This window comes from Syntrophales bacterium (assembly GCA_030655775.1).
In the GTDB taxonomy this organism is placed as follows: Bacteria; Desulfobacterota; Syntrophia; order Syntrophales; family JADFWA01; genus JAUSPI01.
Genome location: JAUSPI010000178.1, coordinates 1 through 21,373 on the forward strand (window position 1 = coordinate 1; position 21,373 = coordinate 21,373).

General features: G+C 44.4%; 12 protein-coding genes. 7 read left to right on the plus strand and 5 right to left on the minus strand.

Annotation, left to right across the window (positions count from 1 at the left end):
* Positions 1-240: 240 nt before the first annotated feature.
* The gene (gene polX, locus Q7J27_09510) at positions 241-1,971 is read right to left on the minus strand and encodes a DNA polymerase/3'-5' exonuclease PolX (GenBank protein MDO9529383.1); all 1,731 of its coding nucleotides are present in this window, start codon (positions 1,969-1,971) and stop codon (positions 241-243) included.
* Positions 1,972-2,069: 98 nt separating this feature from the next.
* Between polX and Q7J27_09515 the strand changes: the two genes are divergently transcribed.
* From Q7J27_09515 to Q7J27_09545, 7 genes are all read left to right on the plus strand, one after another.
* On the plus strand, positions 2,070-2,264 hold the full coding sequence (locus Q7J27_09515) for a TrkA C-terminal domain-containing protein (GenBank protein ID MDO9529384.1): 195 nt from the start codon (positions 2,070-2,072) through the stop codon (positions 2,262-2,264).
* Positions 2,265-2,365: 101 nt separating this feature from the next.
* Positions 2,366-3,748, plus strand: coding sequence for a DHH family phosphoesterase (locus tag Q7J27_09520; GenBank protein ID MDO9529385.1), 1,383 nt, complete (start codon positions 2,366-2,368; stop codon positions 3,746-3,748).
* A gap of 23 nt (positions 3,749-3,771) precedes the next feature.
* Positions 3,772-5,244, plus strand: a complete 1,473-nt coding sequence (locus tag Q7J27_09525; protein MDO9529386.1) for a diadenylate cyclase — start codon at positions 3,772-3,774, stop codon at positions 5,242-5,244.
* Positions 5,245-5,465: 221 nt separating this feature from the next.
* Complete coding sequence (locus tag Q7J27_09530; protein MDO9529387.1) at positions 5,466-6,302, plus strand: DUF481 domain-containing protein; 837 nt, start codon at positions 5,466-5,468, stop codon at positions 6,300-6,302.
* 100 nt (positions 6,303-6,402) lie between these two features.
* Positions 6,403-8,034 (plus strand): mechanosensitive ion channel, encoded by a 1,632-nt coding sequence (locus tag Q7J27_09535; GenBank protein MDO9529388.1) that lies wholly within the window; start codon positions 6,403-6,405, stop codon positions 8,032-8,034.
* 243 nt (positions 8,035-8,277) lie between these two features.
* Positions 8,278-9,342 carry a magnesium/cobalt transporter CorA gene (gene corA, locus Q7J27_09540; protein MDO9529389.1) on the plus strand — a complete coding sequence of 355 codons (1,065 nt, stop codon included), beginning with the start codon at positions 8,278-8,280 and terminating at the stop codon, positions 9,340-9,342.
* Between the two features lie 81 nt (positions 9,343-9,423).
* Positions 9,424-11,976, plus strand: coding sequence for an amino acid permease (locus Q7J27_09545; protein ID MDO9529390.1), 2,553 nt, complete (start codon positions 9,424-9,426; stop codon positions 11,974-11,976).
* A 128-nt stretch (positions 11,977-12,104) separates the two neighbouring features.
* Here the strand turns inward: Q7J27_09545 and bamA are convergent, their stop codons facing one another.
* From bamA to pabB, 4 genes are all read right to left on the minus strand, one after another.
* The gene (gene bamA / locus Q7J27_09550) at positions 12,105-14,936 is read right to left on the minus strand and encodes an outer membrane protein assembly factor BamA (protein MDO9529391.1); all 2,832 of its coding nucleotides are present in this window, start codon (positions 14,934-14,936) and stop codon (positions 12,105-12,107) included.
* A 17-nt stretch (positions 14,937-14,953) separates the two neighbouring features.
* Positions 14,954-18,871, minus strand: coding sequence for a translocation/assembly module TamB domain-containing protein (locus Q7J27_09555; GenBank protein ID MDO9529392.1), 3,918 nt, complete (start codon positions 18,869-18,871; stop codon positions 14,954-14,956).
* A gap of 42 nt (positions 18,872-18,913) precedes the next feature.
* Positions 18,914-19,135 carry a helix-hairpin-helix domain-containing protein gene (locus Q7J27_09560; GenBank protein ID MDO9529393.1) on the minus strand — a complete coding sequence of 74 codons (222 nt, stop codon included), beginning with the start codon at positions 19,133-19,135 and terminating at the stop codon, positions 18,914-18,916.
* Between the two features lie 199 nt (positions 19,136-19,334).
* The gene (gene pabB, locus Q7J27_09565; GenBank protein ID MDO9529394.1) at positions 19,335-21,143 is read right to left on the minus strand and encodes an aminodeoxychorismate synthase component I; all 1,809 of its coding nucleotides are present in this window, start codon (positions 21,141-21,143) and stop codon (positions 19,335-19,337) included.
* Between the last annotated feature and the right edge of the window lie 230 nt (positions 21,144-21,373).

Here is a 21,373-nt window from a genome sequence, read left to right on the forward strand (position 1 = left end):
AATAATCATATTCGTGTGCCTACACGTTTTGAAGGTGAACACCAAGTGAAAAATCATAAGTGCTTGATTTTATGCGATGTGATCTGGTATTTTAGGTAAAATTAGGCTGATGTGAGCCTACAGATCCCAAACGCAAGTCTGAGCATTTCAATAAGATAGAGACCCTGAAATAAATTCAGGGTGACAAAAACTGACTTTTTACGAGCGCATCAATTTATTGATAGTCTGCCATAACATCCTTCAGGGTCGGTGGGCATATAAGAATTCCTTCATCTCTTCAAGGCTGAGGCAGTTGATGCAGTCGGTCGGTTCCAGCCATCCCTTTCTCGCGATGTTGATTCCAAAATCGACGTGGCGAAGTGTTTCTGTATTATGCGCGTCGGGGTTTATCGCTATCTTCACCCCCTGTTTTGTGGCGTATCTGCAGTATCTCCAATCGAGGTCGAGCCGGTAGGGATTGGCATTTAGCTCTATAACTTTTCCCAGCCGGGCGGCGGCATCGATAATCTTTTCCACGTCGACAGAGTATGGTTCCCTGGCAAGGAGCAGCCTTCCCGTCGGGTGTGCGAGGATGGTTGTATATTTATTTTCCAGCGCCCGTGTGAGGCGTGAATTCATCTCTTCTTCGGACATCCTGAAGTTTGAATGGACGGCGGCGATAACAAAATCGAATGAACGAAGTATATCTTCATCATAATCGAGGCTTCCGTCCGGGAGTATATCTGCCTCGATCCCCTTGAATATATGGAAACCCTCCTCTCTTCCATTGATCTCATCTATTATACCGTGTTGTCTTTTGATCTCGTCGGCTGAAATTCCTCCGGCGTAATAGGCATACTGGCTGTGGTCTGCAACTCCTATATATTCCATGCCCATCTTTTTCGCGGCGTCAACGATCGCTTCCAGTGAATCCGAGCCGTCACTTGCACTGGTGTGGATGTGAAGCAGTCCGCGGATATCTTTCCTCTCGACCAGATCGGGGAGTTCTCCGCTCTCCGCGGCCTCGATTTCTCCCATATTTTCTCTCAGTTCAGGCGGGATAAAGGAAAGGCCGAGGGCGGCAAATATCTGTTTTTCACTCTCGCACGGTATAATGCTATTTTCTCTGAAGAGGCCGTATTCATTCATCTTGATTCCCATCCGTTTTGCCTTTCCCCTCATTGCGATGTTGTGTTCCTTGCTCCCGGTAAAGTGGTGAAGGGCATACGGGAACGCTTCTTCGGAAACGATCCTCAAATCGCCGTTTACACCCGATTCGAGGACGACGCTTACCCTGGTCTCCCCTCTGGCGGTAATATCCCGTACCTCGGGCAGCGAAACAAAAAAGTCCGCAAAGTTGCGTGGGTCTTTTGCGGAAGCCACAATATCGATATCCTTTATCACCTCGTTACATCTCCTGATGGAACCGGCTAAGCTTGCCGAAATGACATCTTTATGCTTCAGGATGGAGTCGATTATGCTTTCCGCTTCCCCGATGATGTCGGCGTAGAGGCGCCTTTCCTGGTACCGCTTGAGCCTTTCGATCCCTATCAGTATTTTGTCCTGCGTTTTCTTTCCGAATCCTGTGAGTTCTACGAGCCTGTTTTCAGTGCACGCGTATTCGAGCTCTCCAATAGTTTCGATGTGCAATTTTTCGTAGAGCGCCCGTGTCTTCTTGGGGCCGAGGCCCTCTATCCTCAGCATTTCGATGTGGCCCGGGGGGATGGAACTCTTCAGCTTTTCGTAATATTCTAATGCCCCGGTCGTTACGAGCTCAGTAATTTTCTGGTTGAGGGCGTCTCCGATTCCTTTTATTGAGGTCAAATTCTTTTCACTGACAAGAACGTTGATATCTTCTTCCGTCACCGCAATGTTTCTCGCCGCACTGTAATATGCCCGGGATTTGAATGGGGTCTCACCCTTCAGCTCCAGGAGCTTGCCGATATCTTCGAGTATCGCGATGACGTCTTTTTTCGTTACCGTTTTATCCATGTAAATGCCCGTTTAATGGAGAGCGCCTTCCGATGGAATTTTTGATTTAAAGCGCTTGATTATTTCATAAATTGAGTGTCTCTGTCAATTTATCCGCAATGAGAAAGAAATACGATGTCACCGTGCTTGCAGTACGGCGAAACGGTGATACATTGTCCAATCCTGATGTAGATATCGAATTCCTGCCCGATGATATACTGTTTATCCTCGGAAGACCGGAGCAGTTTACCCGAGTAACGAATTTGTTTCATAATGAGACACAACATCTTTCGGGCATTCTCCTTGACAATTAATTCCTGTTTTCTTATACTTTTCTATCGAGAAAGCACCTTCTTATAAAATATGAAAAACCCATCACCCCTCTTCGAAAAAGCGGGTATAGGAGATTGATGCTATGCGTTATATTATCGTCCTTGAAAACCCCTTTTTAGTTCACTGCCTGCAGGAATTTATAAGTGGAGAGGAAGAGGTTGTCCTTTTACTGAAGGAAGATTTTCCTCTCAAAGCGGTTCCATTCAACAATACAAGGATTTGCAGTGAAGATCCTTTAAAAATTTCTACTTATCAAAAACTTATGATAAGTTCGGAGGATAGAGTTATTCTTCATGCTTTCAAGAGAAAAACACTGGAAAATATGCTACAACCCATTCTTAAGGTGTGTGACAGGGTGCCCATTGTAGTCTTAACCACCACTGAGGAAATGCCGCTATCAGATCAAATCAATGTGTCCTACCTTCTTATAAATGAACCATTACAGAAAAAGATAGAGAAGGAGTGGTTGTATATCCGTAATAGAGAATGGACTTACAAGATTCGTGAACTTACTAAAGATGCAGAAAATATTCTTATTCTCACCCATGATGACCCTGACCCTGATGCCCTGGCGAGTGGTGTAGCATTAAGAACTCTGCTTGGAAGAAATCGTGCTACGGCTCCCATTGGTTCTCTTGGCAAAGTTACACGTAGTGAGAATCTTAATATGATGCAGTTTCTGGATATTCGACATACTATAATGGATCCACAATTTCTCAATAATTATTCCATGATTGCGATGGTTGATGTACAACCCCCCTACTTTGGGGATAGAGTGACAAAAGCTGATATTATCTTCGATCATCATCCCCAATCTGCAAACTACGAGTCTTCTTTCAAGGATATCAGAGTTGAGTATGGCGCTACCTCCACTATCCTCACTGAATATTTAATGGCAAATAATATTAAATTAAGTCAAAGGCTGGCTACCGCACTTCTGTACGGTATAAAGGCAGATACCTTAATGTTGGGAAGAGAAGCAACTCCTGCTGATATCGAAGCCTTCACCCATCTCTATCCTCTTGCTAACCATAATATAATTCGCAGAATTGAACATCCTTCTCTCGAACCTGGGGAGGTGAGCTCTTTTATCAAGGCTCTCAAAAAATACCAATTGGTCGACAAGGTACTCTTTGCCCACATCGGCCGGGTTCAAAAGGAGGATATCATTCCACGCTTAGCCGATTTTTGTCTCCAGATAGCAGGTGCTGAGTGGTCTGTAGTTTCCGGACTGTTCCGGGGAAATCTGGTGATTTCGACAAGAAATGTCGGACATGTAAAGAGCGCCGGTGAAGTGGTAAAGAGAATTTTTAGCGATAGTAGTATTGCTGGAGGACACCGCACAATGGCAAAGGTGGTAATACCAGTAAAAGACTTCAAGAAATTACTTGGTTTTACTGATAACAGAGATATTGCAAATAGAATACAAGAGCTTTTTTTGAAGGTCTTGAAAGAAGATACTTAATGATTCAATCATATAATTGAAAAATGAACTATTTATTCAACATTACAGAATTTTTAGAAATGGTTAAATGGCAAGACGGTGTTGACATCCTTGTTATAGCCTTCCTTCTTTATCGCTGCTTTGTGCTTTTTTGGGGAACTCTGGTTTTCCGAGCCATTATTGGTCTCTCTCTTCTCTGGATTATTAATCTCTTGGCCACCATGCTTGGATTGATTGTAACCAGCCTGATTCTGAAAGGATTAGGAGCTATCGTTGTCATAATAGTTATTGTTGTATTCAGGAATGAAATTAGAGGAGTTATAAGCAATACAAACTCCCTGAACCTCTTTTTCGGGAAACCCGTGAGGAGACGAATCTTCGACTACAGATCGATTTCCGATGTTATCTTTTCTCTGGCCGAAAGGAAGGTGGGAGCTCTACTGGTTTTTATGCGCAAAAACACTTTGGATCACCTTGTTCAGGATGGAGTACGTATTGATGCCGTGTTCAGTCGAGAACTCCTTTTCAGCATCTTTGATAATAATTCTGCCCTACATGATGGTGCTGTCATTATGGATGGCAGTCAGATCAAATTTGCTGCAGCCTTTTTACCCTTAACCACTCAGCAATCACTTCCTCTTTATTACGGGAGCAGGCACCGCGCCGCCCTGGGGCTTTCAGAAAGTTCTGATGCTGTTATAGTAGTGGTCTCCGAAGAGAGCGGTGGAGTTTCATTAGTTCAGGAAGGGATTATTAAAAAAGTTTTTAATAAGGACAAGTTATCTTCGAGATTGGAAGAGCTTTTGGAAGGGAAAACCCAAAAAGCAAAAAAGAGCAGTCGAATGAGAAATTATGCCCAGAATATAGGTGTTAAGCTAATCTTTCTGGTGTTGGCCTTATTTATCTGGTTCTTCTTTGCCGGGGAGAAGGAGTCTGTTATCTCCTATACCCGTCCTATTGAATTCAGAAATCTACCTAAAAATATGGAACTGTTAAAGATATCGGCAGAAAAGGCAGAAGTGCAAATTTCAGGGAGTCGCCATATCCTGCTTCAATTAAAACCTGAACAGGTAGGTTTCTCACTCAATCTCGAAAACAGTGAACCAGGGAAAAATGTCTTTCCTCTCACAAGCAAGAATCTCTCTATCCCCCCCGGGCTCAAAGTAATCAAGGTAAAACCCGATAAAATAGCGGTAGAAATGGAGGCAACAGGAACTAAATCGATACCCGTAGCTCCCGAGTTTGTCGGAAATTTACCTCAGGGTAAAGAACTCCTTTCTTACAAAATAACACCTGATAAAGTAACAATTGTAGGAGCCCCTTCTGTTCTCAAAGGCATTTCAAGTATAAAGACCGAGCCTGTTTCACTCACAGAAATTAAGGAATCAAGTACGATTCAAGCAGGAATCATGGTTTCACCTCCATCACTGAAACTTTCTTCTGATTTCCCCGGAAAAGTCACCATTGAATTGATGATTGGAGAAAAAGTGAAAAAGCCATCAGAGAAGAAACGATAAAAATATATTTCGAGAAAGTTAAATAGGCCTTTGTAAAACGTTCAATCTTTGTGGAATGTGAAAAAATATCGCCTTTAGTCTAAAAAATTAGCATACTAAATCAGCATTATTGGAAATCCAGTAATACCTTCTCACACTCCCAATATCATACTGTGTGAGCAACGAGATACCGCAAGCCGATAGACTTTCCAATACTGCAAAACTCTTGGGGGTGTTGTTACATGAAATATCCAGGTCAAAAGATGTTAAAATCAAAGATGGCCGTACCTCTTAGGCGGCTTTACATATGTTTGTCTTATCGCCTCCACTCATATCGTTTTCAATTATTAGTAACAGTATGCTTGATGCTCGTTTTAGCGCTAACCTCCCAAATAGTCCGGGCAGAGGAGAAGAAAGAGCAGGTTCCATGGAAAACACGCGTTGAAGTTTCTTATACGAACGCTTCCGGAAATTCAGAAGCTGAAGCACTATCCGGCAAGCTCGAAACAAAGAGAGAAGGAGACGTAAACAGATACTTTGCAAAAGCGAATGTCTTTCGTACCGAGGATGATAATAAGGAGACGGCAAACAAGTGGCTTGCGGATATCAGGTGGGAAAGAGTACTACAAAAAAAATTATTCGCATTCATAGCAGCGGATTATTTGAAAGATAAATTCTCAGGCTTTGAGTACAGGTTCGGTGCCGGACCAGGTTTGGGTTACGACATTTACAAAACAGACAGGCATTCATTAAAAGGCCTTCTGGGGATCTACTATTATCACGAAGAATTCTCTAAAGACCCCAAAAGCAAGGACGATTATATTGCCGGCAAAGCCTCATTAAATTATGAGTGGCAAATTTTTAAAAATATGAAATTTCAGGAAGATCTAAGTTGCCTTGAGTCATTTAAGGACACTCAAAAGTATTTTGTTAATTCCGAAACGGCGGTTGAGTTCGCGATTCAGAAAAACTTTTCTTTCAGAGTCAGTTATACCGTTGCTTATCAGAACGAACCTCCATCCTCTGATATAAAAAACAGTGACAGGGTATTCCTTACGTCGCTGATTATAGATTTTTAATCAAAAAAACAATAAGAGAGGGCAAGGAATTTTCCTAATGTTATCGATAATGTGACTAACATATTAAATTAAGGGTTTTCCTTTCGGAGGAGGAAGGGTCATGCAAAAATTTAGTGAATTTTCTCATAAATTTATCATCTTGCTGGAAAAGGTAAAAACAGGAAATGAAGTATGGCAATTTCTTACATCACTTGCCATACTGTTTTTAGGTTTTCTCTTATTGGAAGTCCTCTGGCGTTATCTTAACAGAAGAGCTGAAAAAATACTTGAGCGAAAGAACTTTAAAGAGTGGATGCCCTATATATCGGGTTTCCTCCCGTCGTTGCGCCTTGCCTGTGCCGCTCTACTTATCAGGATTGCAGAACTTCCTCTTGTCATATCCCCCAAATTGCTCACGCTGCTCCACGGACTGGAATTGTTTTTACTTGCCATAGCCGTCATCCTTTTTATCTTCCAGCTTGTGCGACTTTTAGATCTTTTCGTTTCTATACTACCGGCAACCGTACAAGAAAAAATCTCAGAAGAGTTACTGAAAAAACTTAAAGGTATTATTAGAATAACCGGTATTGTCATCGTGGCCATCGTGTTCGTTTATTCACAGAAAACCCTCTTCCCTGAATGGCTGTGGAAGTCTTCCTGGTGGCGCTATGTGTCACTTGTGATGGTGTACACGGTTCTTTATATCGGCGGTAATTTTCTGACGGCCTTTCTGAATACTATGACGGTTGCTCTTAAGAATACTGAAGAAAAAACCCGATTAAGGCTTCTTCTCAAGGCGACTCTCTGGCCTATTCGTCTGCTTCTGGTAGCAATAGCCGTCTTTGCGACACAGGAAATCCTGAAATTACCGGCCACGACCGATCAAATTGCGGAAATGATCGCAAATATCCTCGGTACACTGGTGATTGTGATTTTCCTGTATCAGTTACTGGATGTGGTTGAATATGAATTAACGAAATTTGTTAAGAGGGAAGACAATGAATTTGACATGAACCTTATCCAGATGGTTCGGATTGTTGCCCGTGCATTGATTGTTGTATTCGGTTTTATCTATCTTTTAAAGGCGGCGACTGGCAAACCTATGACGACGCTCCTTGCGGGACTTGGAATAGGTGGTCTGGCAGTGGCGCTGGCAGCTCAGGATACTCTGAAAAATCTCTTCGGCAGCTTTATGATTATGATTGACAAGCCCTTTAAGGTAGGCGACAGGATTGTTGCCGAGGGCTTCGACGGTTTTGTTGAGGAAGTCGGTTTCCGTTCCACCCGTCTACGGACATTTCAGGGGCACTTGATCTCAATTCCAAATGAGAAAATGGCAAGCGTTAGTTTGGAAAACATTGCACAGCGTCCAAGTATCCGCCGTCGTACCAATCTCACGATTACCTATGATACTCCGCCCGATAAAGTTGAACGCGCGTTATCTATTGTCGGGGAAACCCTGAAGGATCATCAGGGGATGCATCCCGACTACCCTCCGCGAGTCTATTTCAATGAATTCAATGACGCGTCTTTGAATATAATAATGATCTACTGGTATCATCCGCCGGTTTACTGGGACTTTATGGAGTTCAGCGAACGGGTAAACCTCCAAATCATGCGTGCCTTTGAGGCCGAGGGAATAGAATTCGCCTTCCCGACCACGACAACCTATCTGGCTCAGGATGACCGCAGACCGCTGACTATAAATGTTTCCAGCCAATCGAAGCATCCGGACTTTAATGAAAAAGAATAAATTTTTATGAAAATATGCCAGAATACCCCGTGTTTTACACGGGGATGAAAGGCATCCTTATAGTTCCTTCTCCCCCGGTGGGAGAAGGTTAGGAAGAGGGGGTATTTGACAAATTTTTCACCCCCACCTTAGTCCTCCCCCGTCAAGGGGGAGGAGACGGATTATGGATGCCTCGCCTTTAGGCGGGGTAATTCACTCTGTTATTACAGGGAGATATATCCTTTAGAAGGAGGTTAATGTATCATGCCCAGGTTATTTAAAAGAATGTCAAAAAAGGTTGGGCTTCCGCCGGGGACTCTCGTGCACGTCGGCGAGAAAAAAACGGAAAAAGTAAAAATTACCGTTATTGATTATGACCGGACATCATTCATGGAAAGGGAAGTTAAGACTGTAGAAGAATGTTTCCCCTTCAAAGAGACACCAACAGTAACCTGGATCAACATCGACGGTCTTCATGAAGTTAAGAATGTCGAGAAGCTCGGAAAACATTTCAACCTCCACCCGCTCGTCCAGGAGGATATCCTGCATACGGGCCAACGCCCGAAAATGGAAGATTTTGATGAGTATGTTCTGATCATTTTAAAAATGCTTTATTATGATAATGAAGAAGATACGGTGAGATCGGAGCAGATCAGTGTCATTCTCGGATCAAATTTTGTTATTTCGTTTCAGGAAGTTCCCGGGGATGTCTTCAACTCTTTGAGGGAAAGAATTCGGAACGGAAAAGGCCGCGTCAGAAGAATGGGTGCGGACTATCTTGCTTATGCGCTGCTTGACTCCATCGTGGATCATTATTTCATCTTGTTAGAGAAATTCGGTGAGATGATTGAGACTCTTGAAAAAGAGTTGGCACAGGATGCTCAACAGGAAACCCTGCAAGCCATCCATAATTTAAAGCAGGAGATCATATTTTTGCGGAAATCGGTGTGGCCCCTGCGGGAAGTAATCAGTGGTCTGGAACGGGCAGAATCATCCCTCATCCGTGATGAAATATCCATCTATCTCAGGGATCTGTATGACCATACGATTCAGGTCATTGATTCTGTCGAGACGTATCGGGATATTCTCTCCGGAATGTTAGACCTCTATCTTTCAAGTGTGAGCAACAAGATGAACGAGGTAATGAAAGTGCTGACCATTTTTGCTTCTATTTTTATACCTTTGACTTTCATGGCCGGCGTTTATGGGATGAATTTTAAGTTCATGCCAGAACTCGAATGGCGCTGGGGGTATCCGTTCCTTTTGATTGCCATGACTTCGGTAGCGGCTGTTCTGCTCGTTTATTTTAAAAGAAAAAAGTGGCTGTGAGACTATACTGCCCTATCATCAATTTTCGTGTAACATATAATTGATGGCACTTCCCTATGAAACCATGAGGATATAATATTTATGAGTAAGTCAACCCAGCCGGAAAGCGGATCGCAGGAGCCCGAGCGTACCCTGGGAACGTTTGCCGGCGTATTTACACCCAGCATTCTCACCATTATCGGAATCATTCTATACTTGCGGCTGGGATATGTCGTGGGAAGTGCCGGTCTTGGACGCGCACTGATCATCATAGCGGTGGCGAATATTATCTCTGTCCTGACGAGTATTTCGCTGGCTGCCATTGCCACCAATATGTATACGAAGGTCGGAGGGTATTACTATTTAATCTCTCGAACACTTGGCGCAGAATTCGGAGGGTCCATCGGTGTTGTTCTCTACCTCGCACAGTCGATTTCCATCGGGTTTTATTGTGTTGGATTCGGTGAAGCGCTGGCGGGAATACTGCCACTCAGTTCCGGAGTCTCTCCGCAATTTGTTGCGGCACTTTTAGTTGCTTTTCTGTGTATCTTTGCATGGCTGGGCGCCAACTGGGCCACGCGTCTTCAGTATGTTGTCATGGCTATTATCGCGGCCTCGCTTATTTCTTTTTACATCGGAGGATTGACTCATTTCAGCGGAGAAATTTTCACCCGTAACTGGTCTATCCCTTCGGAAGGGGGGTCTTTCTGGATTCTTTTTGCCATCTTCTTTCCCGCCGTCACCGGTTTCTCTCAAGGTGTTAGTATGTCGGGCGATCTAAAAGATCCGGCGAAAAGCCTGCCGTTAGGAACCTTCCTGGCTGTCGGCATCTCAATTTTCGTCTACTTTTCTGTAGCGATTGTCCTTGCGGGGGTTGTGCCCGCGGAAGAGTTGAGCCGGAATTATCAAGCCATGAACAATGCTGCCAGTGTCGGATGGCTGATCAGCGCGGGAGTCCTGGCTGCTACTCTTTCATCCGCCATGGCTTCGTTTTTGGGGGCCCCGCGCATACTTCAGTCTATGGCACAGGACCGAATATTCCCATTTATTGTGCCCTTTGCTCAAGGTGCAGGGTCGACCAATAACCCCAGGCGGGGGGTATTGCTCTCCGCAGCGATTGCTCTCGCGACGGTTGGTCTTGGAAAATTGAATCTCATCGCTCCGGTGGTTTCCATGTTCTTTCTGATTTCCTACGGCCTCCTGAATTACGCAACATTCTATGAAGCGCGTGCGCTCAGCCCCTCTTTCCGTCCAACATTTCGATGGTTTGATTATCGCTTGAGTTTTATAGGGGCGGCAGGTTGTCTCGGGGTCATGATCGCAATTGATTTTATCAGCACTATTATCGCAGTTGCTGTTCTCTTCGGTATTTACGAATATTTACAAAGGACGGCAGGTCCGGCTCGGTGGGCTGATAGCAAACATTCATACCACTTTAAGCTGGTGCGGGATCACATGTTTGCCATACCCGCCGATCTCGAGCATCCACGTGACTGGCGGCCGCAGATCCTTGCATTTTCCGATGATCAGAATCGGCGTGGACGCCTGCTCTGCTTCGCCTCCTGGATTGAGGGGGGTAGCGGGCTCACAACGGCGGTTAGAATAATTGAGGGAAAAGGTGAAAAAATATATCAGCTTCGCAAGGAGTATGAATCGAAACTTCGTGCTGATATATCACAGTGCGGCATGAAGGCATTTGCCAAAGTAGTAGTAGTTCCTGATCTCCGTGTTGGTGTGCAAACACTGGTTCAGTCCTTTGGTATCGGACCGATCCGGCCTAACACAATACTTCTCAATGGTCCCGAGCAGGTTAAGGGGATAAAGGGACAGAGACAATATGGACGCTACTTCAGTGAAGGGATACGGTTCGGCTGTAATATAATCGTCTTGAATAGCGAAGAAGAAGCATGGGATAAAATGAAAAATTTGGATTCTGCGAATCGCCGAATCGATATCTGGTGGCAGGATGATATGACCGGCCGTTTGATGCTTCTCCTCGCCTATCTGATGAAGCGTAATGAAGAATGGAGTAACGCTGAACTATGTATATGGATTTCCAGTTCACGAAAAGATGCCGCAGCAGGCAGAAAACATCTGCGCCAGATTCTTGAAGAGAGCCGAATCGATGCTGAACCGAAGACCGTGGAAAGCGCAAAAATCGATACGGTAGCCGAAAAATCTAAAGATGCGGCGATGGTTTTTATTCCTTTTCGTATGCAAAAGAGCGGGCCCGTAGGACCTTTTGGCGTTTTTTTTGACACGGTATTTTCGCGGTTACCGATCGTTGCGCTGGTTATAGCTGCCGAAGATATCGACCTCGGGGCTGAGCCTGAAGACGGAAAGCCCGGAGAGATAGCAGCTGCTGAAGATGCCGCGGCCGATTTTGAAAAGAAGGCCAGAGACGCAGAGAGTAAAGCTGTACAGTTAGCTGAAACAGCCAAGCGTAAACTCCGTGAGCTGGAGTCGACAGACAAGGATGATGAAAATGAGGAAAGAAGAAAAGAGCTGAAACAGGCTGTTCGTGAAGCAGAAAAACTGGAGAAAAAAGTCATGGAGGAAGCAGAAAAAGCACACGCTCAAGCAGATGAAGCAGCCCTTCTGGTCAAAAAAATAACAGGTAAACCGGCCGAAGAGGATGAGGAAACCAAAAATTAAATAGAATGTTATATGCAGATAGTTATCACCAAAAATAATAGGCCATCCCTTAGTGATACTCGTTGTGCTGGTAATCCTTAACAGTCGGAGATTTCCCACTTACATTCCATATTATTTCCTTTCCCCGTCTAAAACGTATACCCTATGGAGAAGTGGAATCTTCCGGCGCTTTCGCCTTCCCTGCGATCGAGCTTGTGTCCATACAGTAATCCAATTGCCCCGATGGGTGTTATATACCGCAATCCTATCCCGGCGGAGGAACGGAACGAGTCTGAACCACACTCATCAAAGGTGTTTCTGACGCTTCCGGTGTCGTAAAACGTGGCAAATTCAACATTATGTCCCAGGTCGATTCTCGCTTCAATGGTTCCCGATAGAGCCGTTTTGCCTCCCACTGGGTTCCCCTCTTCGTTATAGCGGAGCAGATTTTCATCAAAGCCCCGAACGTCCGAGGTGCCGCCGAGATAAAATAGTTGATCCTGGGGAATTGTCCCGTCCGATCCGTAAGAATTAATGTATCCGGCCCTTCCAAGCCAGGCAAGGGTCAATCGATGAAAGGGTGTGAAAAAATATCTCACATCGAAACGATATTTCAAAAAATTGTCCAGAGAGTTTCGGAGTCCCTCCGACACATCAACGGACAGCGATGAAAACATTCCCTTACTTGGATGAATGAAAGAATCCCTCGTATTATATGTTATTGAAGGTGTGGTAACGAGAATACTTCTCGATTTAAATTGATCTTCTGAGCCGGAATAAGTTCCATCACTCCCTGAATTTCGCAGATACTGTTCTCTTTGTTCAAAGCGAAAGTTTAATCCTGTAGTGAAATGTTGTAACAATTTTCGTGAAAATCCGACCGATGAGCCATATGATTTCGTTCCGAAGTCCTTGTTAAACTCTTCCACACGTTCTGTGAAAAGGTTGCATGTCATTGATGTTCTGGTTCCCAAAAGTCTGGGTTCCGTTAGTCCCAGATCCGAGCGGTGGCCGATCTGGCTGACTTCCCCACTGATCCAGCCATATTTGTTTGTTCCGAAAATATTATGATCTCCCGCTTTTGTCTTTGCAAAAAGACCTGTCTGTGACTCATACCCGCCTCCAACCTCAACGAAATATGGCTTTTTTTCCTCTACTCCAACAATAAGATTTACCTTGTCCGCCTTTTCCTTCAACCCGATCGTTTTGAACCGAACGTTATCGAAGATGTCCATGTTTCGAATATTTCTTTGCCCCTGAAGCATCTTCACCAGGGAAAACGGTTCTCCCGGCTTCAACTCGAGTTCGTTTTGGAGCATCTTTTCTTTCGTCCGAAAATTACCGGTGTAATAAGTCTGTCCCATTTTGACGTATGGACCTTCTTCGACACGATAAACGATTTCAGCTTTAGATTTATCCTCACTGATGGCGACATTGCCCTGTGCTTTAACGTGGGGATAACCCTTTTCAGATATTAATCGAGACAGGGCGTTTTCATCGCTTCGAATCAGGTATTTTCGGAACGGTTCACCTTCTTTCAATATGATTGTGCCATATGCCTCTTCTTTTGTGAGAACAGTTATTCCCTGAATTTTTATCGATGAGACGATTGTCTGTACTCCTTCGGTGATCGCAAGTTTGACGTCCACATTCCTCTTATCCTCACTCCAGCCCACATCATCAACCACGGCTGCATTTGTATGGCCTTCTCTAACATAAAGAGATTTGACCGCAAAGAGATCTTCTTCGAGCTCTTCCGGAATATAGAGCCCTTTTTCCATAAAACCGGGAAGTCGGGTGAGCATCTGCTTTTTTATTTTCTCCTCATCGAGTAATCTATTTCCCTCTATTTTCAGAGATCTCACAATGGAGCGGGGGGCCTCATTAATAACGATATTAATTGTCCGAATTATCGGTTTGTCTTCAGGTTTTGTTTCTTCCACAATTTCAACGGTGGAATCAAGAGATCCCGCTTTCCTGTAACGTTCTTTTATTTTTCTCACGCTCTTTTTCAGTCCCAGATCGTTTCTGTTACCGCTCTCAAACAGAACAAGATCTTTCCTTAGGGTTCTGTTCCAAAATTCTTCATTACCGGAAAAACTGATATAATATCGAGGTCCTTCGTTTATATTTACACGGGCTGACACGTCTCCCGTTTCGAGTTGTTTTTCGATGACATGATCGATGACGGCATCGGCATAACCCTTTTTACGGTAATATGTAGTCAGACTTTTGATATCTTTTTTCAGGTCTTCTTCAATAAATCGGCCTGAACTGCCGGGTCGCAGCGTTGCACGCCATGATCTCATTTTCATTTTTAGTTTAGTATCTGAAAATGACCTGTTTCCGCTAAATTCGAGGTTATCCAATGTGTAGTATGCATCCTTGATAATCCTGACATGAATGATGAAATGACCGTCTTTGGCGTCTTCCGTCGCCGTGACCTTTACTTCTGGCTTAATGAACCCCTCTCGTTCTAATAGTTCAGCAATTAAAGTCCCTTGTTTCGGAAGGTCTTCCCGGGAAAAAGCGTCGCCGATATATATTGTCATGACATTCAAGATTTCCTTTTCAAAAAGAGGGAATTTGCCATTTATTCTGATATCTTTGATATGTCGGAAAGGCGTGAGCCGGAAAAAAAGTGTGATCTTGCCCGCCTCTTCTCTTAAATCGGCATATATTTCGCGAAATTTTTTGGATAAATTTAGCGCATTTATGGAATCCCGGAGGCGGGCATCTGAAAAAGTTTCCCCTTCCTTGAGAAAAATCAGGTTTCTCGTCATCTCTTTTAATTTCTCTGCGTCATCGGGAAGAGCGCTAATATCTATGATAATATCTGAAATAACGGGTGAGGAAACTGCATCAGTCTGTAATGTCGTATTATCCGAATACGATAAGAGAGGAGCAACAAATATCAACAAGAGAACCACTACTATATAAAAAAAAGAGAATTCAACACCCGGCATTATTTTTGACTGCATTTTACTCCTGCCTTATGCTATCGAAATTCAAGTCTGAATTGTAATTCACCGCCGTAAATACCCTGCGTATCCTGAAATCCCCGTGCCAGAATGTTTTCGAGAAATTTATATTCTGCAATGGCACGCTGGACAATTTGGCCTTCTTTTGATTCTACGGAGTGCTTTACGGTTAGACGTTTGGACAGTTCCTTTCCGATGGTGACCTTTACCCCGCTGTAAGCCCCTCCATTATTTTTATCTGAACTGTCGACTTCAAAAATATCCAGGCCCGTAGCTTCTTTAATATTATCCTCGGAGGTTGAAGCAATCAATCCGGCAAGCATCTTTTTCGTTGATTCTGTTGTTCCCCCTTCATTTGCAATTAACTCACGCGTTGTTTTGCCAAGCAGAAGAAGCGAAAGAATATCTCCGTGCTCTTCCGGTGGTTCAGAGGTCAACTTGAAAATAAGCTGTTCCCGGGTACCGCTAACTTCCAGGAAAATCAGCCATTCCCGAACTTTTACTTCGCTCTGGATATCAAAAGTCGGATCAATTTTATAGGGATTTAAAAAGTTGATTATCCCTTTCTTGATGACAAACGTTTTGCCCTGATACCTGATGATTCCCGATTGAACCGCGGCACGACCCCTGAGGATCGGGTTGTTTATCGTTCCTAAGATGCGGAGGTCGGGGTTGACTTCGAGATGCGCAAGTTTGTTGTCAATAAGAAAATGATTGCGCTGTTTGATCGATATATCAAAACCTGTGTTCTTCAAGAAAGGATGGGTGATCTCCTTCGGGGACGGTGCTTCCTCCCGACCTCTCTGTCCGATTCCCCTCAACAGGCTCAGATTGATGTCTTTATAGTACGTGCCTTCAAGAAGGATAATCTCCCCCTTAATGATTGATTTTTCCTGCGTTCCTTCGATTTGCAACTGCGAGTTAAGAAGCAGGTCCAGCGTATCGGGCACCTGAACCGGAAGGGCCGTCATGGCGACTTTAACCGATATCTTGTCGGGCTGAAACTCCTCACGAAGCTGTATTCTCCCCGCGAGATCAAAAGAACCTTTGTCTATGTGTCCCCTGATGCCGTCAAGTGTAATTGTCTCCGGGTTTATCCGAATCTTACCATTGAGATCATGCAGTTTCTGCAGGAGGACAGGTACGGTACATCCGATTTTTATCAGTTCAATATCAGCATTGATTTTCGGATGGCGAAATGTTCCATCCACTTTGGACGAGATGGAAAGATTACCGTTTATATCGGCAAGGTCCTCCACAAAGCGCCCAGCAATATTGAGAGGAATAGTTCCCTCTGCCCTGAAGGCCGCGGAGCCGTCGAAGTTGCCCTTCCCGCTGACAGTAATTCGACCCTCTGGCGGTAACATGATAATAGATTCAGGTAACGATATTTCTTTATCCTTGACGGTTAATTTCAAGGAACGCGTGTTAAGAAATTCAGTTTCCCTATAATACAGATCGAGTGCCGATACATTAATATCGGCATTAATTGTCTTGATGGATTGCGAGTTACCGCTGGCCTCAATTTTTCCGGACAATTTTCCCGAGATATCAGGCTGGCCCGCAATCTTACAATAGGCGGAAAGATCGGTTTCATTAAAAATGGCTGATGTCGAGAAATTTTTTGTCTTCAGATCGAATGATCCATTGAGATCAAAGTTTAACTTTCCCGACAGCCTGGCCACATGATTATGAAGGTCGACTTTGACATGAAAATCTTCCACACTTTTCCCCCTGATCCGAACATTATTGACGAAAATGTTGCCGCTAAGGCGAGGGTTGTCGAACGTACCATGTCCCGCAATATCAAAAAGCACCGTTCCGTCCGCCATCTTCTGTTTTTGAATTTTTTCAATGTTGTGTAAAGAAATCCCCTTTGATGTAAGGGACAGATCGTACTCTTTTTGAAGAGAAATCAATCCTTTACCCTCTATGGATTCTGCCGGTGTTACGAAGATTTGAATCGGATCGAACCGTATTTTTCCTCCATCAACAAAAGCGGTGAGGTTGATCTTATTTAGTTTTTGACCGTCGAGATCGAATTCTTTTCCATGAAGCGTCACTGTGCCCCGGGGTTGCGCCAGGTTTCCTTCAAGACTACCTGTTATAGAAACTTTTCCTTTCAGCCTTTTTGTGAAATCCTCAAGGAGTATGGTATCTCCTGTGATATTCAGATTAAACGCGGGATTTCCGTTGAGTTTCTCTGACGTTTTGTCGAAGACATGAGCCGTCCCCGTTATTCGAAAAACTGAATTCCGATTTTTAACTTTGCATTCCGATATCTTCAGTATTCCCGATTTGTCAAGACCGGCATTCAAAAAAATACCGCCAAACGTAATATCTTTAAAACGAAGTCCGTCTCCATGCAGATCCAATTCAAATAAAGGTTGCTTTATCGATCCGAAAACAGTTGCTTGTAATCCAACATTGCCCTGGACATTTTTGAAACCCAAGGGCGAGAGAGTCCCTGCAAGATCAGGAGCAATAAGTGACAGTTTCGCATTTATTACCTGGGAAAGTATGTCAAAATGCCCGTCCGCGTTCAGTTCACTCCTGTCAATTTGAATTTTCAACTTCTTAAGCGTTGCAATCCCCCGCTTCATTTCAATATCGCTTTTTACCTGTAGACCAACGGGAGTAACAAATTGATCCGTGGTTATTTTTTCTCCGTCGATTTTAAGGGAAGCATTTGCCACTATGCTCTTTGGAGAAAAACCCATGCCGTAAAAAGAGAGATGAGAGTTTACAATTCCTTTCCAGTTTTGAGCACCATTGCGAAGCTTTTCCAGATTCATACCTTTTTGTTCAAGCGACAATTCGTATGTGACCGCTTCAAGGTTCCTTTCCGGGGAAAGAAACCCTTTCAAAAAGGCTTTTCGCAGATCCATCTTTCCACGTCCATCGATGATTCCGTCAGCGGCTTTTACCTTCAGGGTATTTATGGTCACAAGGTGATCTTTCATCCGGAGATCAAGATTGATCAGGTCAACTCTGTTTTCCAGAATCGTTCCCCCTCCATAATCAAGACGAAGGGTTGCATCGGGATTGTCAGGAGTACCCGTTATACTGAGCTGAGCCACTGCCTGCCCCGTTAAGGTCTGCTTCAGGTTGAAGTTTTGTCGTATTTCCTGAAGCGAAGCGGTTAGATCAAGCATGGCATTTATAGATGGTGTGTCGAAAATATCCCTCACGGTTCCTGACAGTGTTAGACTGGAGTTCGCGGACTGAATCCGGGCAATCAGTGGATCGATCCTGCCCTTGTTCAGTTTTGCTTCCAGTGTGCATTTATCGATACCGGCTCGAATTTTCGGGCTCTTTATATTGCTCCGACCAACCTGAAGGGTAATCTTTCCCGATTGTTTCAAAAGGTCTGCCCGGGCTGTAACGTCGATTTCTTGAAGAATAACAACTGTGTTTTTATCAGCAGTTTCAAACCGAAGAGAACCATGAGTGAGGTTAAATTTTTCGATGATGATATTGATCGGCAGGCGGTAACCCCTTTTTTTCGCTACCTCTTTGCCACGCGTTCGATCATCGGGAGTCGCGCGAATGAATGTCCGTCCGAGATTGAGTCCTCCCGTCTTTTCCGTTCGAAGCTTTGTCCATGGTTTCTCCAATAACACCTCTTTCATCGTGAGATTCCCTCTGAGAAGCGACAACCATGAATATTCGACGAAAAGACGATCAAATCCTGCAACTTCTTCATTCGACGGATCTTTGATCAACACTTTTTTTAAATCCAGTCTTCCGGTCAGCAGAGAAATACGAGCATTGTCCCATACGACCGAACCCGGAATACTTTCACCGATTTTAGCCTGGATATATTTTTGGCCATGGTCGGTTTTGAGATAAAAGTAACCGCCTGCCAGCATGACAATGATAATACAGAACAAAAAAGCCATGCCTTTTAAAATCCGGTTGACACGTTTAGTCATGATACTTACCTGCTACTAACTCCTTCTTGTAATCACGATTTTTCATCCTCTGAACTGAACAGCGAGCGAATAAAAAATAAACATTTTCCTTGCCCCGACAAACGGGATAAGTGCGTTGTTGATATCTTCTTCCGTCGCTGCAATGTTTCTCGCCGCACTGTAATATTCCAGGGATTTGAATGGCGTTGCACCCTTCAGCTCAAGAAGCTTGCCGATATCTTTGAGTATCGCAATGACGTCTTTTTTCGTTACCGTTTCATTCATAGTAACCACTCACATTGTTTGTCGGGTTTCGTTCCTCAACCGAACTTGCAGACTACATATCAATGGCATTGACTTAAGGAAGTGGCACTTAAAAGTCCCCCTTTCTTAAAGGGGGGAGATTTATTCTTAAGTCAACGACATTGGACTACATATAAGTCTTTTTGCACGGACAAACGAGGTTGTCCATGCCACCGAATGCCTATATCCCTTTGAGGGGGAGTTTATGATCTGTATGTTCGAGATGCACTTTTTGCCATTTTCTTACCGAATTGATCAGATATATCTCCGGGGCTTTTTTAATTTCTTCCAGAGATATTGTTCTTTCAGATATCTCATTTTGTTCCAGGAGGAAAGAACGATAGGTTCCGTTCAGTAATCCGCATTGCACCGGCGGTGTGATTAATTTCCCGTTCCATCTTATGACCACATTGGAAATGCATGATTCCGTCACTTCTCCTTTTTCATTCCACAGCAGGACATCATCGCAGTCCGGAAATTCGGCCCTTGCCGAGTCATACACCCGGCGATTGGTTGTTTTGTGAAACAGAAACGGATTCGCTGAATCCACCGGTTTTAGCGCAATCCGCACTCTTCTGGGTTCGGCCGCGGTTGAGCTGTGTAGCGGCTCATACTGGCAGGTAATAACCCCATTCCTTGCCAGAAGTAAGCGTACTTTATAATCAGTATCCCGGAACGAGGCTGCCGCTGACTTTAATTCGTTCTGTATGTCGTCGGCATCGTACGGAAAGTCAAAATACTCTGCGGAATCGCTCATGCGATCCAGATGATAACGAAGCAGGAAATATCCGTCCTGTGGCGTCCATAATATGGTTTCAAGCAGTGAAAACGAAGTGTCGGATTGCGGCTCATTTATAATTTTTGTTTTAAGCAGACATTCTTCATACTCCAGGGTATCGACAGAATCCCAGACGATCCCGCCTCCGGTGCCATACTCAATCCGGTTTTGTGCCTTGTTTAGAAGGGCGGTACGAATGGCGACGTTAAACTGCGCGTCATTGTCAGGTGTAATATATCCTATGGTTCCCGTGTAAATATTTCGATTCGTATCTTCAATATCCGCGATAATCCTCATCGTATTTACTTTCGGGGCCCCGGTGATCGAAGCACACGGAAACAGCGCCGTCATGATCTCACTTATGGGTGCGTCCGTTTTTGCCGTTACGGTGGACGTCATCTGCCATAGCGTTGGATATTTTTCGGTCTCAAACAGTTTTGGGACCTTGACGCTTCCAACTGCGGCAACACGTCCGATGTCATTTCGCATCATGTCAACAATCATAACATTTTCTGCCCTGTCCTTTTCCGACTGATAAAGCATATCTCTGAGCTTCTGATCCTCCTCGTTGGTGCGCCCGCGTGGAGCGGTTCCTTTCATCGGCCGTGAGGTCAGACGGCCCCGATGAAGCTCAAAGAAGAGTTCGGGCGAGGCTGAACATATCGCGTACTCATCGGTTTCAAGGAATGCCCCGTACGGCGCGTTCCTCGCAATGTTCAAGAACAGCGACCACGGATCACCGGAATATTGAGCGTATTGTCTTATTGTGTAGTTTACCTGATATGTCTCCCCGCGTTCGATGTGATGCTTTATTCTTTCAATAACATCCATATACCTGTTTTTGTCCGTTGTTATGGACCAGTCCAAAGGTGCCGGGCAGGAGTCCATGGCAAGTTCCGGCAGGTCTATGATCTCCGGCTTTTCGTAGATGCCGAACCAGAGCAGAGGAAACGAAGTTGGGAGATGGGTTTTATGTGCGTTATCAAATGCAGGTGCGGCCTCGTAACTGATGAAACCGGCGGCATAACATTGTCGTTCGTACGTTATCTTTTCCGTCAGTTGTAATTTCGGAAGCACTTCACGGATGTCGTCTGCACGAATGATCTCCAAAGGATTCGCGAAATGCAGCCATTTTCCTTTTGTAGCGTCGTGTATGGTAACTGTATTGATCATTGTGTTATTGAGATGTTCGCGAGAGCTGAGCGGCACCATTCCAAATTTATCCTTTTCTCTCCATGTTTGCTGAGGCTTTGAGCAAAACCTGTTCCTGATTAGCCCCATTTAGTACATTAAAACTTCATATTTTTCGATATAATAGTGAAGCTCCCCGCCCACAGGGCGGGGCTTCCCGGTAAGGAATAATTTAATTATATTGCGCCCCTTGACCCCGCCTACAAGGCGGGGCTTGCGGGATGCGCTCCCGGTCAATGTCGTTGACTTAA

Bases quoted from the DNA above. Each gene is read 5' to 3' on its own strand.
- Q7J27_09555 (MDO9529392.1), bottom strand. From the start codon at position 18,871: ATGACTAAACGTGTCAACCGGATTTTAAAAGGCATGGCTTTTTTGTTC.
- bamA (MDO9529391.1), bottom strand. From the start codon at position 14,936: ATGCAGTCAAAAATAATGCCGGGTGTTGAATTCTCTTTTTTTTATATA.
- pabB (MDO9529394.1), bottom strand. From the start codon at position 21,143: ATGGTGCCGCTCAGCTCTCGCGAACATCTCAATAACACAATGATCAAT.
- corA (MDO9529389.1), top strand. From the start codon at position 8,278: ATGCCCAGGTTATTTAAAAGAATGTCAAAAAAGGTTGGGCTTCCGCCG.
- Q7J27_09525 (MDO9529386.1), top strand. From the start codon at position 3,772: ATGAACTATTTATTCAACATTACAGAATTTTTAGAAATGGTTAAATGG.
- polX (MDO9529383.1), bottom strand. From the start codon at position 1,971: ATGGATAAAACGGTAACGAAAAAAGACGTCATCGCGATACTCGAAGAT.
- Q7J27_09545 (MDO9529390.1), top strand. From the start codon at position 9,424: ATGAGTAAGTCAACCCAGCCGGAAAGCGGATCGCAGGAGCCCGAGCGT.
- Q7J27_09520 (MDO9529385.1), top strand. From the start codon at position 2,366: ATGCGTTATATTATCGTCCTTGAAAACCCCTTTTTAGTTCACTGCCTG.
- Q7J27_09535 (MDO9529388.1), top strand. From the start codon at position 6,403: ATGCAAAAATTTAGTGAATTTTCTCATAAATTTATCATCTTGCTGGAA.
- Q7J27_09515 (MDO9529384.1), top strand. From the start codon at position 2,070: ATGAGAAAGAAATACGATGTCACCGTGCTTGCAGTACGGCGAAACGGT.
- Q7J27_09560 (MDO9529393.1), bottom strand. From the start codon at position 19,135: ATGAATGAAACGGTAACGAAAAAAGACGTCATTGCGATACTCAAAGAT.
- Q7J27_09530 (MDO9529387.1), top strand. From the start codon at position 5,466: ATGAAATATCCAGGTCAAAAGATGTTAAAATCAAAGATGGCCGTACCT.